Here is a 16,121-nt window from a genome sequence, read left to right as displayed (position 1 = left end):
ATAACTAAGCTTTAAAAGTAAAGTTATGGTGGCTATAGCTCAGTTGGTAGAGCCCTGGATTGTGATTCCAGTTGTCGTGGGTTCGAGCCCCATTAGCCACCCCATTTTTTATGATGCCTTGCGATGGTGGCGGAATTGGTAGACGCGCTAGCTTCAGGTGTTAGTGTCCTTACGGACGTGGGGGTTCAAGTCCCCCCCTTCGCACCATAAAAAATTGAGCGGATGTGTAATATAAAGTTGTAAAGTGTTATTAACAATAAACACTATAAATCGGCGAGTAGCGCAGCTTGGTAGCGCAACTGGTTTGGGACCAGTGGGTCGGAGGTTCGAATCCTCTCTCGCCGACCAAATTTAAGAACCCTGCTTATAGCGGGGTTTTTGCTATTTAGTTATTACTCAGCAATTGTACCAGTGATTATTCCATTCGTTATATTCTATTCATTATAGCTGCTTACGTTATTGAATTATTTTTTCTTCATTTCGATGGTATCCCATCCAAAGGGTGTAATCATATTAAATCGCATTATCCCTTTCTTAGATCCAATCTTTTCTCCTAATGAGTATTTATCTTATTTTGTGATGCAATTATTTTTATTTGTAATACTATTTACGGCTAAAAGTTGCCTATTTATGCTTAGTAAAGGAGGGCGAAAAATTGATGATCGCGCTCTCAGTAACATACTGTTATTAAAAGAATAATTATTATTGTCGCTATTTTATTATATATTTATTATTAATTGTCTCAAATCAGAGACATTTTACCTATTGATTTTTAATGATATTTTTTAATTGTCATTTAAGCGTCTCTATATTGAGACACTTATCTACATGATACTTTTGTGGAAAGAATATTTTTATTTGCGGGTTAATATGTGCGTACTGAATAAACGCATAACTAGAATGCCAGCGCCAGGATTAGGCATGAGAATTAATCAATAAGGTTTATATTCTCTCTTTTTAAAAGTTGGCATGATTACTGCATTATTATTGATGTAGATGCTCATCCTATTTATTATGACAGCCAATGCTTCATAAAGCCGGGGATGATGCAGAGTCGATTATCGGTGCCTATTGTCCAATATAGATGAGTAAGATTAGCCATCTTTTCATCAGCCAGTGGACGTAACGTTGAGTGAGGCACCACCCGTCTGTAGACCTGATTGTATTTTTATACACCTGCCTGTTGGTAGGTGTTTTTTTTTGCCTAATTTTTTTTGAATAAATGAAGAAAATAGTTTTTTATACAAAATAATACATACGGCACAATTTTAGAGTAATAATTTTTGGTAGGAAAAATAGCAGATAATACTAAGAGAGAATGCCAGCGGATAATTCTTTATTCGCTGGCTATATAATAATCTTGAATATTATACTTTGTGCTTACGATTACAAAACCAGTGGGTAAACCAACGGGTAATTTGAATGTAACACAGGATAACTAAAGTAATAATAAATGAGCCTTTATCTAATGCATCTAAATTAGATGCAATCAAAGGGACAAAAATAATTGGGGAGAGGATAAGTAATAGCAGATCAAAGAAAGCCTGCAATCTGCCTTTGGAGGAGATTATCCATCGCCATAGTGTACGAATTACATTCATGCCGGTATCCTGATAGTTAAATATATTGGGTATAGTTGATTGTAAATCATACTGTTAGTTTTACACTAAATAAATCGTTTATAACATAAAGAAATACAGTTTGTTTGATATCGGCATTATTCCAAATAGTATTAATAATATCGTATTGCTATCTTTCTTGGTTAAATTTATTTATTGATTTTTTAATGAAGCAATAAGTATATTTTACTCGCCAACATCCATCTATTTTTGATGGATATTTGATTATCTACTGTTATTTTAGAGAACATTATCACTAAATAGATTCATATTTTTTTGATAATTGATTTTTAGAACAATTTTTCTGTGCCGTTATTTTGTGGGCGCCGTAATAAAAAAATGCTACATATCAATGTAGCGTTTGTAGAAAGTCACGGGTTAGAGCTAAAAATACCCTCAACATATATTGTTGAGGTTATTCACGTTCTTTCTTTAAGGTATGTATTAATGCTTCTTGACGTACTTTTGCCGCTTCTTCTGGTTTTTTCAGCTTATCGAGAGCATCCGCTAGCCAAGCAGCATCATGTGGATCTGTCCGCTGTGCTAATGCGGCTTTAAAGTAGCTTTCTGCCTTCTCCCATTCAGCATGTTGTAATGCCATCTGTCCCAGCGTACTGTTTAATAATGGTGTCGCCCCTGAATGCTTAATTAAGTGTAATAAGACTTTTTCTAGCGCTTCAGGATGGTTGGTTTTTATCCGTGGAACAAGTAATAATAAACGTTCATCGTATTGCTGTTTTAGCCCATCGAGGATGATTTTTTGTGCACCCTCGTGATCGCCACATTCAATTAAATGCTCGGCGATAAACGATTGCAGGGCTATTTCATGACGGACTTTACGGCTTTGAGCTTTCCACCATCGAGTTAATCCTTCACTGCCATCTTCGGCCATACACTGATTCATTAAACCTTTATAAGCTTTAAGGCGCAGCGTTTCTAACTCATCATCGGTATGAATTTTTTCTTTACCGATAATTGGTAATAATTCAATTAAAGCCTGATAAGCTCCTGATTTCAGATACGCTTGCTCAGCAAGGCGCAGAACTTCAGGATGACGAGGGGCTTTATCTAACAGTTTATCGACCCCTGTTCTGGCAGCAAAAATTTCGCCTTCAGCTAATTGAATCCTTACCCGAGTTATATCAACGGGTAATTGTTCATTACCGGCGACTTCAGCAGCGCGATCAAGATATTGATGGGTACGATATTCATCCCCGCGTTGTTGTGCGGCTTCGGCAGCAAGCAGATAGTTAATGACCGGCTGTTGTGAATAATCAGCATGTTTACTCATTAATTTTTCAACTTGTTTGAAATCACCTTCTGCTAGTTTTAGTAGTGCTTTTTGTGTTTGATCATGGGCTTTATGATATTTGCGCCCGGATATCCAACCACGAGTACGAGATGTTGTGCTGACAAAACGTCGATAGCACCAGCCAATGAATAGCAAAATAAATTGCAGTAGGACAAAGCATAAAACTAAGCTGGTAACACTGGTGACGATATCGTAATTATCAGTTCGAATAAGTACATAGCCTTGGTGACCTGATAAAACAGGTCCCAAAATAATGCCAGCAATCAGGATGATAAAAAGGAGCAGAACTTTAATCATTAATTAACTCTCCTGTGTGGCCGAGTGAGTAGGTTTTGCTAGTCGGTCAGTACTTTTCTCTGTAGACGGCTCTCTCGGTGTTTTCTCGCTTGGCTGAGGCTCTGTCGGTTGCGCTTCTGGCTGTTTGATTTCAGGAAGTACGCTTTCTGACGCTTGGGTTAGTAGATTACGGACGCGAGTTTGCATCACCTTCTCTAATTTTGGTTGGCTCTCTAGTGAATCTGGCATTTCTACCGCAATATGCTGATTTAAAAGAGTATCTACTTCAGAAAGAAAGGCTTTAGTTGCTGGGTCATCAACATCAAAATAAGCTCTTATCCAAGTAGAAACTTGATCTAATGATTGTTTATAGGTTTGTTCTTGATAACGCGGTACAGCTTGAGCTGCAATTAATAATTGTGAGCGGATATTTTCACGCAGATAAATATCTTGATTTGGTGCGAGCAGAGGGGTTTCTGAGCCATCGCGTGCACGAACCGTAATAAAATTATTGGTGAAGCTTTTCCAACTACGCGATAAGTTCTGCTGCCAGTCTGAAATATCGCCAGAAACTTCGCCATTATCCTCATCCATCATGGCATCATCACGGTGAATATCTGCGACACGTAAATTATCAACTTCATTACTTAGCTGATTTAGGCGCAGAATTATCCCATCGTAGTCAACTTGATTAATAGTGGCTAATTTGCTGATATCATTATTAATTGATTTTCTAATATCTAATAAACTTGGGTCATTCATCTCCGCTAAACTTGAATCGGCACTTTTTAATAATACCGCCGCGGTAACGGGATCATGGTCATTCCACAGTTTACGACCGGCCATTTTTACCATGAAATCAGCTTGAGCAATCAGCCAGTTTTTAACGTCAGAACTAGAAAGTGCGGTGACATGCGCTTGTAATTCCTGCATACGTCGGTCTAACTGTTTCTGGTATTCGCTCGTTTTATCATTCAATGCAGAATGAGCGCTGAGAAGATCATCTAAGCGCATTTTTTCAGTTTTTTGTTGCTCGATTAAATCACTCATTTGTTGTTTGAGGTCATTATTTTCATTAGCTAACTGAATATTTTGTTGGTGAGTATAATAAAGTCCGCCACCAATAATGATAATAATTGCGATAGCTATAGCGCTACCCACTAGGCCAGAACGTTTTTTGGTACGAGACGGCTCGGTGGTGATATCCGTTGTCTCTTTGTGATTATCCGTCTCGGTAGATTTATTGTGTTCCGTCATAAATTAGCATCCCATGTCGGTTGAAATTAATGCGTTTAATAAAGCATTATTATCTGCACTGTTAGCCACATCTATATTTTTCCATCCCATCTCATGGGCGATGTTGGCGATTCTGTGACTGACAACTAACAAGTGGCGCGAATACCACCAATCTTGATAATCATCAGCAATTAAATGTGTCAGTAGATTTAACTGCTGCCCACTGGTTACTACAATGGTTGAAATATTTTTTGTTCGCCATTGGGCATTGAATAGCGATATTTCATAGTTGATCGCTTGGCGTGAATAGCATTCACAATAATCAATGTAGGCTCCACGCGAACGTAAGGTGGAAGCTAATAATTCTCTACCACCATTGCCCCGTAATAACAGTACTTTTTTACCTTCCAGAAATTGTAATTCTGGCAGAGCGAGCAGAATTTCACTCGTTTCACCGTCCTCAGGCCAAACTATCGTTCGCCCAGTGATTTGCTGAAACATCTTGCCTGTCGAACCGCCTATTCCATAGTAGGATAGCTTATTTGGCCAATTCAGTCCCGCTTGCTGCAGCCTTGAATTGGCGTACCAGACAGCATTTTTGGACAAAAGAAACACTAAATCCGTAGATTCTAACTGGTCAAGCTTTGTGGGTAAGTTGGGCAGTTCACTTCCCGGTATAATATTAATTAATGGGGCATGGTAGGCTGTTAGCCCCTGAGTTTTTAATAGTTCCACCAGCTGTTCTCCATTGGGAGACGGCCGGGTCACTAAGATACTCATTTTGGTGCATTCCCTTGGTAGACCTCGGTAAGGATCTCACGTGCGCCTTTATTGAGCAATTCTTCCGCTAGCGAAATACCCGCTTGCTGTGCTTGATCTGGGCTAAATGTACGTTCGCCACGGATCATAGTGCGACCATCAGGCGCGCCAACTAACGCACGCAGCCAAAGTTGCTGGCCTTGCCAGATAGCATAACTGCCGATAGGAACTTGGCAACCGCCTTCTAAGCGCATATTCATGGCTCGCTCTGCCTCGACACAGACAGCGGTGGCTGAATGGTTTAAGGCTGCAAGCAGTGCTTGAGTACGGCTATCTGACAGACGACATTCAATGCCAACAGCACCTTGGCCGACCGCGGGTAATGAGATTTCTGGCGCCATTGCTTGGCGAATACGATCCTCTAGCCCTAAGCGTTTAAGGCCGGCAACTGCTAAGATAATAGCGTCATATTCACCATTATCTAGTTTACTCAAGCGAGTACCGACATTACCGCGTAAATCACGAATTTGAAGGTCAGGACGCCGTTCTTTTAATTGGCATTGGCGGCGTAAACTGGATGTGCCGACGATACTACCAATGGGGAGTTGTTCAAGTGATGAATATTGATTAGAAACAAACGCATCTCGTGGGTCTTCACGTTCACAGATAGTGACTAACCCTAATCCTTCAGGAAATTCTACCGGAACATCTTTCATCGAGTGGACGGCAATATCAGCCCGCCCTTCAAGTAAGGCTAATTCGAGTTCTTTAACAAATAATCCTTTGCCACCGACTTTGGCTAGCGGAGTATCCAAAATGATATCGCCTTTTGTCACCATAGGAACCAGTTCCACGACTAAGTCAGGATAAGCTTGTTCTAACTGTGTTTTTACATATATCGCTTGCCACATAGCAAGTGGGCTTTGGCGAGTAGCGATGCGAATTATATTGTTTGATGTCATTTTTTTATACTCAGGCTCAAGTTAAGCCAGGAATTAACCGTAAAATTAGTATTACTTTTAACATTTTGCTGCCTATTTTTCTAGTTACAGGCGCGGGAGTTTGTGTTTAGTCACTGTTTGGTGCGTGATAATGCGTGGTTTCAGTGTAGTTTAGATTTTTTTTATTATGCCAATATGATGATTTATCGAAAGGGAATTATCAGCCTTTTATTAAATCGTTTAATTTTACCGTGAGTAGCGATTATTTTAGATTATGAGCCATTTTTTTAGCAAAATGTGCGATTTTTTTATAATGTTAGTTGGCGTCGAATTAAAAAATAAGTGAATCGTTCAAGCTATGGTGTCCCGTGGTTTTGCAATCAATTTGATATAAGTAAGATTATGGTAAATTAACGCAACACCGGCTAAATTTTCCCTTATAAAACAAAGGATATTAGTCTGTTTAAAAAATAAAAAGTCTTTTTATACAATATGTTGAAAACTGCACTGATGAAAAAATGAACGTCAAATATTAGTGTGATCTACTTTACCCTTTTGATGCAAGGTGTTAGATTGATCACGTTTCCGACAATTCATTTGAAAAACTTCTAAAAACTATTATATCCAAATTCATTCGAGTTGCTGCAAGGCAAAATTTGAAGACCGGTTAATCCATAGGATTAATCATGAGCTTCGTATAATAGGCGTCAGCAAGTACATCTATAATGTGAGTTTGAAAAGTATAGCGGATATATTTGTTGGGAGCTGGGGGAGTAGTATCCCTAATAGATGTTGGGGATAGTCCCTAAGAGATCGATATCCCCAGTATTTTTATTAACGATTGGTTCAAATCAGGCGAGACTCTTGTACCTCTATATTGAAACATTAAAGCAGAGACTGGATGCAATCAACCAACTTCGGTTAGAGCGGGCGACATCCTCAATGAGTGAGGCTTTTCAACAAGTCTATAGCCTGTTGCCTGTCTTGTTTCATTATCACCATCCTATGCTTCCTGGCTATATTGAAGGGCATGTACCTCATGGTGTTTGTTATTTCTCTCCAGATGCACATCAACTTGGTTGGCTTAATCAGTTTGAAAAATATTTGCCGTGTGAAGTTATTCATCAAACAGAGAGTGGTGAGTTACCACTTACGGGTATCTATTCGATGGGCAGCACTTCATCTATAGGCCAAAGTATTTGTTCTGATTTAGATATTTGGGTTTGTCATCCTTCCTGGCTCGATAATGAAGAAAAACAGCGACTACAACAAAAATGTAGCTTAATTGAGCAATGGGCTGCCTCTTTAGGCATTGAAGTGACACTATTTTTGATTGATGAAAATCGTTTTCGTCATCACGCGAGCGGCCATCTTGGTGGTGAAGATTGTGGTTCAACCCAGCATATATTATTACTTGATGAATTTTATCGCACCGCAGTACGTATGGCAGGTAAACGTTTATTATGGACAATGGTGCCGGTCGAAGAAGAAAATAATTATGATGAATATGTTATGTCGCTGTACGCACAAGGCGTATTGGCTCCCAATGAATGGTTAGATTTAGGCGGACTAGGTGAACTTTCTGCGGAGGAATACTTCGGTGCAAGCTTGTGGCAACTTTATAAGAGTGTTGATTCACCTTATAAGGCCGTTTTAAAAAGTATTTTATTAGAATCTTATTCTTGGGATTATCCGACCGGTAAATTACTGGCATTAGAATTTAAGCAGCATTTACATGCGGGAGAAATCGTTTGTTATGGCTTAGATTCTTATTGTTTGATGCTTGATAGAGTTACACGCTATCTTACTGAAATTCATGATTTTACCCGCCTTGATCTGATTCGCCGTTGTTTTTATCTTAAAGTTTGTGAAAAACTGTCCAAAGAAACACAAAATGCTTGCTCAGGTTGGCGTCGCCATATTTTAAGCCAGCTTGTCGAATCATGGGGTTGGGATAAAGAGCGGCTAAATATTCTTGATGAACGTCATCAATGGAAAATAGAGCGGGTGCGTGAAGCGCATAATGAATTGCTTGATACCATGATGCAGAGTTACCGCAACTTGATCCGTTTTGCTCGTCGCAATAATTTAAGTGTGAGCGCTAGCCCGCAAGATATCGGCGTGCTGACCCGTAAACTGTATGCTGCCTTCGAAGCATTACCGGGCAAAGTGACATTAGTCAATCCACAAATATCCCCGGATCTGTCTGAAAATCATCTTACTTTTATTTATGTGCCTCCGGGTAGGGCTAATCGCAGTGGATGGTATTTATACAATCAGGCGCCGGGGATTGAGACAATTATTGGGCATCAACCGCTAGAATATAATCGTTATTTAAATAAACTGGTGGCATGGGCTTATTTTAATGGCTTATTAACCGAGTCATCAACGGTATATATGCATCATGGGCAATCTCAGTGCGATAAACAAAAATTATTGGAACTCATCGATGATGTTTCGAGCCATTTTCCAATTCGTTTACCCGCCCCGACTCCGAAGGCATTGTATAGCCCGTGTGAAATTCGACATTTAGCGATTATCGTCAATTTAGAACAAGATCCGACGCAAGAATTTTCTAACCAAGTGGTACATTTTGATTTCCGTAAGTTAGATATCTTTAGTTTTGGTGACCCTCAACAGTGCCTTATTGGCAGTATCGATTTGTTATATCGTAATTCATGGAATGAAGTTAGGACGTTGCATTTTAGCGGAGAGCAATCGATGCTTGAGGCGTTAAAAACAATTTTAGGGAAAATGCATCAAGATGCTTCTCCGCCTGATTCGGTTGAAGTTTTTTGTTATAGCCAGCATTTACGTGGATTGATCCGAACTCGTGTACAGCAGCTAATTTCAGAGTGTGTTGAGTTACGTTTATCCAGTAATCGGCATGATCCAGGGCGTTTTAAACCGTTACGTATCGCCGGGCAAATGTGGGGATTATTTTTCGAGCGGCTTAATGTTTCGGTACAAAAATTGGAAAATGCGGTCGAGTTTTATGGGGCAATTTCGCATAATAAATTGCATGGCTTACCGATAAAATTAAATGCCAAAGAGACGCATCATTTGCCGGCGGTAGTTGATGGTTATGCCAGTGAAGGGATTGTTCAATTCTTTTTTGAGAATACCGACGATGGCAAAGGTTTTAATATTTATGTGCTTGATGAGGCTAATCGCGTGGAAATTTACTCGCATTGTGAAGGCAGTAAAGAAGAGCTAGTCCGTGATGTCAGTCGTTTTTATTCCTCATCACACGATCGCTTTACCTATGGTGCTAATTTCATTAATTTTAATTTACCGCAATTTTATCAAATCATTAAAAATAATGGGCATAATCAAGTCATTCCGTTTGCTGGCGGTGCTTGGGCATTAGTTACTGAGCAGGTAAACAGCGACGATGGGCGATTAAACAAACATTATTCCGATGTATGCTCAATGCATAATTAGTATCAAAGTCATTATTTAATTTAAAGAATAACCGCGATTAAATAAACACATTCAGGAGGATGATTATGTCTTCCTGAATGTGTAAAACTAGAATTAGTGATTAAATGTGAATTTCTCGCCACATTGAGCACTTACCGCCTCAGAAAGCATATCTAAAAAATTTCCTGCTGAACGATCACATATCCACTGTTGCCGTTGATAATTAAAATGATAGCCGCCTTGACGAGTTGCTAGCCAAATTTGATGGAATGGTTCTTGGCGATTAATAATAATTTTGCTGCCATCTTCAAAGCTGAGTGTCATTACACCGCCATTAGTTTCACAGTCAATATCCGCATCACCCAGGTAATTATCGAGCTGCTCTTCGAGTTGTTGCATCAACTGGTCGGCCAATTGATGGAATTCAGTATCGTTCATCAGTTAAATTCCTATTTGCTTTTCGTCCGCATGGTAGCGATTATAGGGGATAATGATGCAAGTATTACAGGCAAAAAGACAATGAAAAAACAATTGTGCGGATTTTTAGCTCTTATGGCAGTACTTTCTCTCTCTGGTTGTGGTTTAAAAGGGCCGCTTTATTCTCCGCCTGAATCGTTAGAAACGACCCATGCTACCGATAGCTCACAGACAACGTCGTCTCAAAGCCTATCAGACGATAGCAATATAAAAAATTAGTCCAAACAATGCGTTGTTTCTACGGAGCGATATAATATGCACTTTTCCAAAATGCATGGTTTAGGTAATGATTTTATGGTGGTCGATGGCGTCACTCAAAACGTTTATTTTTCACCAGAGTTAATTTGTCGTTTAGCCGACAGACATACAGGTATTGGTTTTGATCAATTACTATTGGTCGAAGCGCCTTACGATCCTGAACTTGATTTTCATTACCGTATTTTTAATGCGGATGGCAGTGAGGTCGCACAGTGTGGAAATGGTGCACGCTGTTTTGCTCGCTTTGTTCGCTTAAAAGGTTTGACTAATAAGCGTCAAATTAAAGTTAGTACCCAGTCAGGGCGTATGATCCTCAATATTACTGATAACGATAATGTTTGTGTCAATATGGGGGAACCCGAATTTGAACCCCAAAAAGTACCATTTCGCGCGGTAAAGGTAGAAAAAACCTATATTATTCGAGCAGAAGAAAGAACCGTATTATGTGGTGTTGTATCGATGGGTAATCCACATTGTGTAGTGCAAGTTGAAAGTATTACTACCGCCGAAGTTGAAATAATCGGTCCAGCGCTTGAAAGCCATGAGCGCTTCCCTGAAAGAGCAAATATTGGTTTTATGGAAGTGATTAATCCGAGCCATATTCGTCTACGAGTTTATGAGCGAGGTGCCGGAGAAACCCAAGCATGCGGCAGTGGTGCATGTGCGGCTGTCGCGATTGGTATTCAGCAGGGGCTGCTCAGCGATAATGTACAGGTCGATTTACCCGGTGGATCACTAGAAATTCGTTGGGAAGGGCCGGGGACACCATTGTTTATGACAGGGCCCGCGACTCATGTATATGATGGTGTTATACAAATTTAAGCCCAATAATCGCGTTCTAACGTTGATGTTGCTAGCTTATTTGGCGTTTGCGCGTTAATAAGAGGTCGATGATGGATAAAATAGATGTAAAGCTCAGCGTGTCCGCTGATCTTAATGATCAGACGGTAGCGGAGTATTTACAAAACCATCCGGAGTTTTTTCTCCGAAATGCCCTGCAAGTTGAACAAATGAAGGTACCGCATCCGGTGATTGGCGCAGTTTCATTACCTGAATGGATTATGAATCGACAGCGTATTCAACTGCAGCAGCTAGAGCAAGATATTCTGTTTATCGTCGAGCAAGCGAGAGAAAACCAGCAGTTATTTGATCAACTATTAGCGCTAATCATCGAGTTAGCAACAGCCGGTAGTTTGAGTGAAATGTTAAATCGATTAAACCGTTGGGCGAAATATTTAGGTTTATCTAGTGCATCGATACGACTATTTAGTGATCGGTGGAATTTATCTGCGCCGCTTGATGCCCAAGATTTGGTTCTTCATCGACCTCAATTTGACGCTATTCGCCTGCAACGGTTTGGTGAGCAGAAAACGTATTTAGGCAGTTTAAACGGCTCGGAATTACTGTTACTACTGCCAAAGACCATGCATGTAGGTTCAGTGTCTATTTCATTACTGGGCCCTTGTGGTGAGTTAGGCGTACTTATTTTTACGAGCCGAGATAGACAACACTATCAGGCAGGAATGGGTACGGTGATGTTGGAAAAGCTGGCACAATTACTGCCGCGTTTATTGTCGAAATGGATCTCTCGATTATGAGTAGCCAACTACATGAACAATTAGCAGAAAAAACAGAGATATACTTACAATATTTGCGAGTTGAACGACGTTTAAGTGCGGTCACGATTACTAATTATCGCCGTCAATTGGCAACGGTAATCCAAATGCTGGTGGAGATGAAAATTGACGATTGGGCAAAAATGGATACCCCGATCGTACGTAATATTGCGGCGAAAAGTCGACGAGCAGGATTACAATCTGCCAGCATGGCATTGCGTTTGTCTGCATTGCGCAGTTTTTGTGATTGGATGGTACAGCAAGGCGAATTAACCGCGAATCCAGTAAAAGCGGTACGGGCTCCAAAAGCAAAAAAATCGTTACCGAAAAATATGGATGTTGATGAAATCGCTCAGTTACTCAATATTGATCAAGGCGATCCCTTATCGGTTAGAGATCGCACGATGCTGGAAGTTATGTATGGTGCGGGACTCCGTCTCTCTGAACTGGTTGGTTTAGACATCTCGCATGTTTCACTTTCAACGGGGGACGTCCGAGTGATGGGGAAAGGCAGCAAAGAGCGCAAAGTTCCTTTGGGGCGGACGGCGGTTAACTGGTTAACGCAGTGGCTTGAAATGCGAGAATTATATGAGCCAGAAGATGATGCGATATTTGTCTCTACGCAGAGTGGGCGACGAATGTCAGCGCGAAATGTACAAAAACGTTTTGCATTATGGGGTATTAAGCAGGGTATAAATAGCCATATTAATCCCCATAAACTTCGTCACTCATTTGCGACCCACATTTTGGAATCGAGTGGCAACTTACGGGGTGTGCAGGAATTATTGGGACATGCAAATCTGTCAACAACTCAGATTTATACCCATCTTGATTTCCAACATTTAGCCAATGTCTATGATGTCGCCCACCCCAGAGCAAAGAGGGAGAAATCTTAATGCATTTTTATCGACCATTGGCCCCCATCAAAGCGATGACGTTTGATCTGGATGATACCTTGTATGATAACCATCCCGTGATTGAAAAAACTGAGCGGCAAGTTCTGCAATTTATTCGTGAATTTGATCTACGTTTTGCTCAATTTAATCATGACGATCTCGATGCGTATCGACAGATCTTACTCGAACAAGACGCCAATATTTATCATGATGTGACGGAATGGCGTTGGCAAGCCGCAAAAATGATGCTGTGTCATTACGGTTATTCTCGAGAACAGGCAATTCAAGGCGCGGATGACATCATGGCTCACTTTGCTTATTGGCGTAATCAGATTAATGTGCCGGAATCGACGCATACCACATTAGCGGCATTAGCAGAAAAACTTCCTTTAGTGGCGATAACTAACGGTAATGCAGAACCTGCCGCTTGCGGTTTAAATGATTATTTTCAGTTTGTTCTGAAAGCCGGCCCAGATGGTCGCTCTAAGCCATATTGTGATATGTATTGCTCTGCCGCAGATAAATTAAATATTCCTGCCAACAATATTTTGCATATAGGGGATAATTTACAGACCGATATCGAAGGTGCTATCCGCAGCGGTATGCAAGCGTGCTGGATAAATATGGACAATAAAACGTTAATGGCAGAAAAAGAGAGCCGGTTAGTTCCGCATATTGAAATTTCAAATTTGGCTTCTCTGCTGACGCTGTTATAATTCTTTTCTCTGGATAAATCCACAGTGGTTTTATACTGCTGTACTGCTTTGATGGTAATTATGGACGTCTCTAATCTGCTCGAAGGCCTCAATGATAAACAGCGTGATGCAGTGGCTGCAGCACGAACTAACCTCCTAGTATTGGCGGGGGCGGGCAGTGGTAAAACCCGTGTTTTGGTACACCGTATTGCTTGGCTGATGTCAGTAGAGCATGCTTCGCCGTTCTCAATCATGGCGGTGACGTTCACCAATAAAGCAGCCGCAGAAATGCGTCACCGTATTAATCAATTGATAGGCAGTAGCGAAGGTGGTATGTGGATTGGGACGTTTCATGGTCTTGCCCACCGTTTATTGCGCCAGCATTATATGGATGCCGGATTACCCCAAGATTTTCAAATTCTCGATAGCGATGATCAATATCGATTGATCCGTCGATTGCTTAAAGCGATGAATCTCGACGAGAAACAATGGCCGCCACGTCAGGGTATGTGGTACATCAATGGAAAAAAAGATGAAGGTCTGCGCCCGCAGCATATCGAAAGCTATGGAAACCCAGTCGAATCAACATGGCTTAAAGTTTATCAAGCCTATCAAGAAGCTTGTGATCGTGCTGGGTTAGTTGATTTCGCTGAATTATTATTACGTGCCCACGAATTATGGCTGAATAAACCACATATTCTTAATCATTACCGTGAACGCTTTACCAATATTTTGGTTGATGAGTTTCAAGATACTAACAGTATTCAATATGCTTGGATTAGAGTATTGGCGGGTGATACAGGTAAAGTAATGATAGTGGGGGATGACGATCAATCTATTTATGGTTGGCGTGGAGCGCAAGTTGAAAATATTCAGCGTTTTTTGAAAGACTTTCCGGGAGCGGAGACTATCCGCCTTGAACAGAACTATCGTTCAACCAATAATATTTTGAAAGCCGCTAATACTTTGATTGCGAATAATAGCGATCGATTAGGTAAAAATTTATGGACCGAAGGCGGCGATGGCGAGCCGATTTCTCTCTACTGCGCTTTTAATGAATTAGACGAATCGCGTTATGTCGTGAGCCGAATCCGCCAGTGGCATGAAAATGGTGGAGCATTGCGTGATTGCGCGATTTTATACCGCAGTAATGCTCAGTCACGGGTATTGGAAGAAGCCTTAATCCAAGGGGCCATGGCGTACCGAATTTATGGCGGCCAACGTTTCTTTGAGCGTCAAGAAATTAAAGATGCACTCTCTTATTTACGCTTAATCGCTAATCGTAATGATGATGCTTCGTTTGAGCGTGTTGTTAATACACCAACGCGTGGAATTGGTGAGCGTACATTAGATACGGTTCGACAAACAGCTAGAGCGCAAAAATTAACATTATGGGAAAGTTGCGAATATTTAATTAGGGAACAAGTACTTGGTGGCCGAGCCGCTGCAGCCATTGAACGTTTCCTTGAGTTAATTGATGCCTTAGCTACAGAAACGCAAGAACTGCCTCTGCACGGACAAGCAGATCGAGTTATTAACGATTCTGGGCTACGCGCGATGTATGAGCAAGAAAAAGGCGAGAAAGCTCAAGCTCGTATTGAAAACTTAGAAGAATTAGTTAATGCAACACGTGATTTCAGCTATCAAGATGAAGATCAAGATTTAATGCCATTACAGGCCTTTTTATCCCATGCAGCATTAGAATCAGGCGAGAGCCAAGCAGATGCTAATCAAGATGCTGTTCAGTTAATGACATTACACTCTGCTAAAGGTCTTGAATTTCCGGTGGTCTTTATGGTCGGTGTTGAAGAAGGAATGTTCCCCAGCCAAATGTCATTGGATGAAAGTGGCCGCTTAGAAGAAGAACGTCGTTTGGCTTATGTTGGAATTACTCGCGCAATGGAAAAATTGACGATCACCTATGCTGAAAGTCGACGCTTATATGGCAAAGAAGTGTATCACCGTCCTTCTCGTTTTATTGGCGAATTGCCTGAAGCCTGTATAGAGGAAGTCCGTCTACGCGCTACGGTTTCACGCCCTGTAAATCATCAGCGTTTAGGGACACCAATTAGCAGCAATGATAGTGGATATGCGCTAGGGCAACGCGTTATGCACGCTAAATTTGGTGAGGGGACAATTATTAATTTGGAAGGCAGCGGTGAGCATTGCCGATTGCAAGTTGCTTTTCAAGGACAAGGGATCAAATGGCTGGTGGCGGCTTATGCGAGATTAGAAATCGTTTAAACCGTTCTCTTATCGGTTAGATATATTTATTCTTTTTTGTATACGCTGCATTATGCCGCGGTGGTAGGAGTATTATCGCCGTGGCATCCCTGTATTTTTTCTTTACAACAAGATTAATTTTTTCAATATATTTATTAATCCTCGTTGAATCTTATCTATCACTCTGCTCTATTCACGCTTTTTTTGAGGCTATCTATTTAATATTGTTCTTATTTCACTGACCTATTTTTAGCTGATAATTTCTTAGCTTAAGCTATGCCTATAATCCGACCTATGATTTAACTTTATTCTTGATATGCTATTTTAATCTTTGCGATTTAAGTTTTTAATTTTATATTTTCCAGTTTGTGAAGTATAAAATCACTCCGT

The 16,121-nt window shown here is 40.7% G+C and carries 13 protein-coding genes and 3 tRNA genes; 10 read left to right on the top strand and 6 right to left on the bottom strand.

Annotated features, from left to right (window positions below):
* The first annotated feature begins 28 nt into the window (after window positions 1-28).
* From M992_RS02100 to M992_RS02090, 3 genes are all read left to right on the top strand, one after another.
* Window positions 29-104, top strand: a tRNA-His gene (locus M992_RS02100).
* 16 nt (window positions 105-120) lie between these two features.
* Window positions 121-207 (top strand) — tRNA-Leu (locus M992_RS02095).
* A gap of 64 nt (window positions 208-271) precedes the next feature.
* Window positions 272-348 (top strand) — tRNA-Pro (locus M992_RS02090).
* 1,019 nt (window positions 349-1,367) lie between these two features.
* Here the strand turns inward: M992_RS02090 and M992_RS02085 are convergent.
* From M992_RS02085 to hemC, 5 genes are all read right to left on the bottom strand, one after another.
* Window positions 1,368-1,601: a hypothetical protein gene (locus M992_RS02085; RefSeq protein ID WP_047254903.1), complete on the bottom strand. Its 234-nt coding sequence runs from the start codon at window positions 1,599-1,601 to the stop codon at window positions 1,368-1,370.
* A 433-nt stretch (window positions 1,602-2,034) separates the two neighbouring features.
* A complete protein-coding gene (gene hemY / locus M992_RS02080) occupies window positions 2,035-3,228 on the bottom strand; it encodes a protoheme IX biogenesis protein HemY (RefSeq protein ID WP_053907141.1) in 1,194 nt (397 codons plus the stop codon).
* 3 nt (window positions 3,229-3,231) lie between these two features.
* Window positions 3,232-4,464 carry a uroporphyrinogen-III C-methyltransferase gene (hemX, locus tag M992_RS02075; RefSeq protein WP_053907140.1) on the bottom strand — a complete coding sequence of 411 codons (1,233 nt, stop codon included), beginning with the start codon at window positions 4,462-4,464 and terminating at the stop codon, window positions 3,232-3,234.
* A gap of 3 nt (window positions 4,465-4,467) precedes the next feature.
* On the bottom strand, window positions 4,468-5,223 hold the full coding sequence (gene hemD, locus M992_RS02070; RefSeq protein WP_053907139.1) for a uroporphyrinogen-III synthase: 756 nt from the start codon (window positions 5,221-5,223) through the stop codon (window positions 4,468-4,470).
* Window positions 5,220-6,164, bottom strand: coding sequence for a hydroxymethylbilane synthase (gene hemC / locus M992_RS02065; RefSeq protein WP_053907138.1), 945 nt, complete (start codon window positions 6,162-6,164; stop codon window positions 5,220-5,222). Before hemC ends, hemD begins: the two co-directional genes overlap by 4 nt.
* An 843-nt stretch (window positions 6,165-7,007) precedes the next feature.
* Here hemC and M992_RS02060 point away from each other — a divergent pair.
* Window positions 7,008-9,587, top strand: a complete 2,580-nt coding sequence (locus M992_RS02060; RefSeq protein ID WP_053907137.1) for a class I adenylate cyclase — start codon at window positions 7,008-7,010, stop codon at window positions 9,585-9,587.
* A gap of 93 nt (window positions 9,588-9,680) precedes the next feature.
* Here the strand turns inward: M992_RS02060 and cyaY are convergent, their stop codons facing one another.
* The gene (gene cyaY / locus M992_RS02055; protein ID WP_053907136.1) at window positions 9,681-10,004 is read right to left on the bottom strand and encodes an iron donor protein CyaY; all 324 of its coding nucleotides are present in this window, start codon (window positions 10,002-10,004) and stop codon (window positions 9,681-9,683) included.
* Window positions 10,005-10,085: 81 nt separating this feature from the next.
* Here cyaY and lptM point away from each other — a divergent pair, with 81 nt between their 5' ends.
* From lptM to uvrD, 6 genes are all read left to right on the top strand, one after another.
* Window positions 10,086-10,262, top strand: coding sequence for an LPS translocon maturation chaperone LptM (gene lptM / locus M992_RS14615; protein WP_072057315.1), 177 nt, complete (start codon window positions 10,086-10,088; stop codon window positions 10,260-10,262).
* Window positions 10,263-10,298: 36 nt separating this feature from the next.
* A complete protein-coding gene (gene dapF / locus M992_RS02045) occupies window positions 10,299-11,123 on the top strand; it encodes a diaminopimelate epimerase (protein ID WP_053907135.1) in 825 nt (274 codons plus the stop codon).
* Window positions 11,124-11,194: 71 nt separating this feature from the next.
* Window positions 11,195-11,899: a DUF484 domain-containing protein gene (locus M992_RS02040; RefSeq protein WP_053907134.1), complete on the top strand. Its 705-nt coding sequence runs from the start codon at window positions 11,195-11,197 to the stop codon at window positions 11,897-11,899.
* A complete protein-coding gene (gene xerC / locus M992_RS02035) occupies window positions 11,896-12,813 on the top strand; it encodes a tyrosine recombinase XerC (RefSeq protein WP_174721767.1) in 918 nt (305 codons plus the stop codon). The genes M992_RS02040 and xerC overlap by 4 nt, the downstream gene beginning before the upstream one ends.
* Window positions 12,813-13,529: a 5-amino-6-(5-phospho-D-ribitylamino)uracil phosphatase YigB gene (gene yigB, locus M992_RS02030; protein ID WP_047254914.1), complete on the top strand. Its 717-nt coding sequence runs from the start codon at window positions 12,813-12,815 to the stop codon at window positions 13,527-13,529. Before xerC ends, yigB begins: the two co-directional genes overlap by 1 nt.
* A 60-nt stretch (window positions 13,530-13,589) precedes the next feature.
* On the top strand, window positions 13,590-15,752 hold the full coding sequence (uvrD, locus tag M992_RS02025; RefSeq protein ID WP_053907132.1) for a DNA helicase II: 2,163 nt from the start codon (window positions 13,590-13,592) through the stop codon (window positions 15,750-15,752).
* Window positions 15,753-16,121: the final 369 nt, after the last annotated feature.

It is taken from the genome of Moellerella wisconsensis ATCC 35017, assembly GCF_001294465.1.
Classification (GTDB): Bacteria; Pseudomonadota; Gammaproteobacteria; order Enterobacterales; family Enterobacteriaceae; genus Moellerella; species Moellerella wisconsensis.
This window is presented reverse-complemented; position numbering and strand designations above follow the sequence as displayed.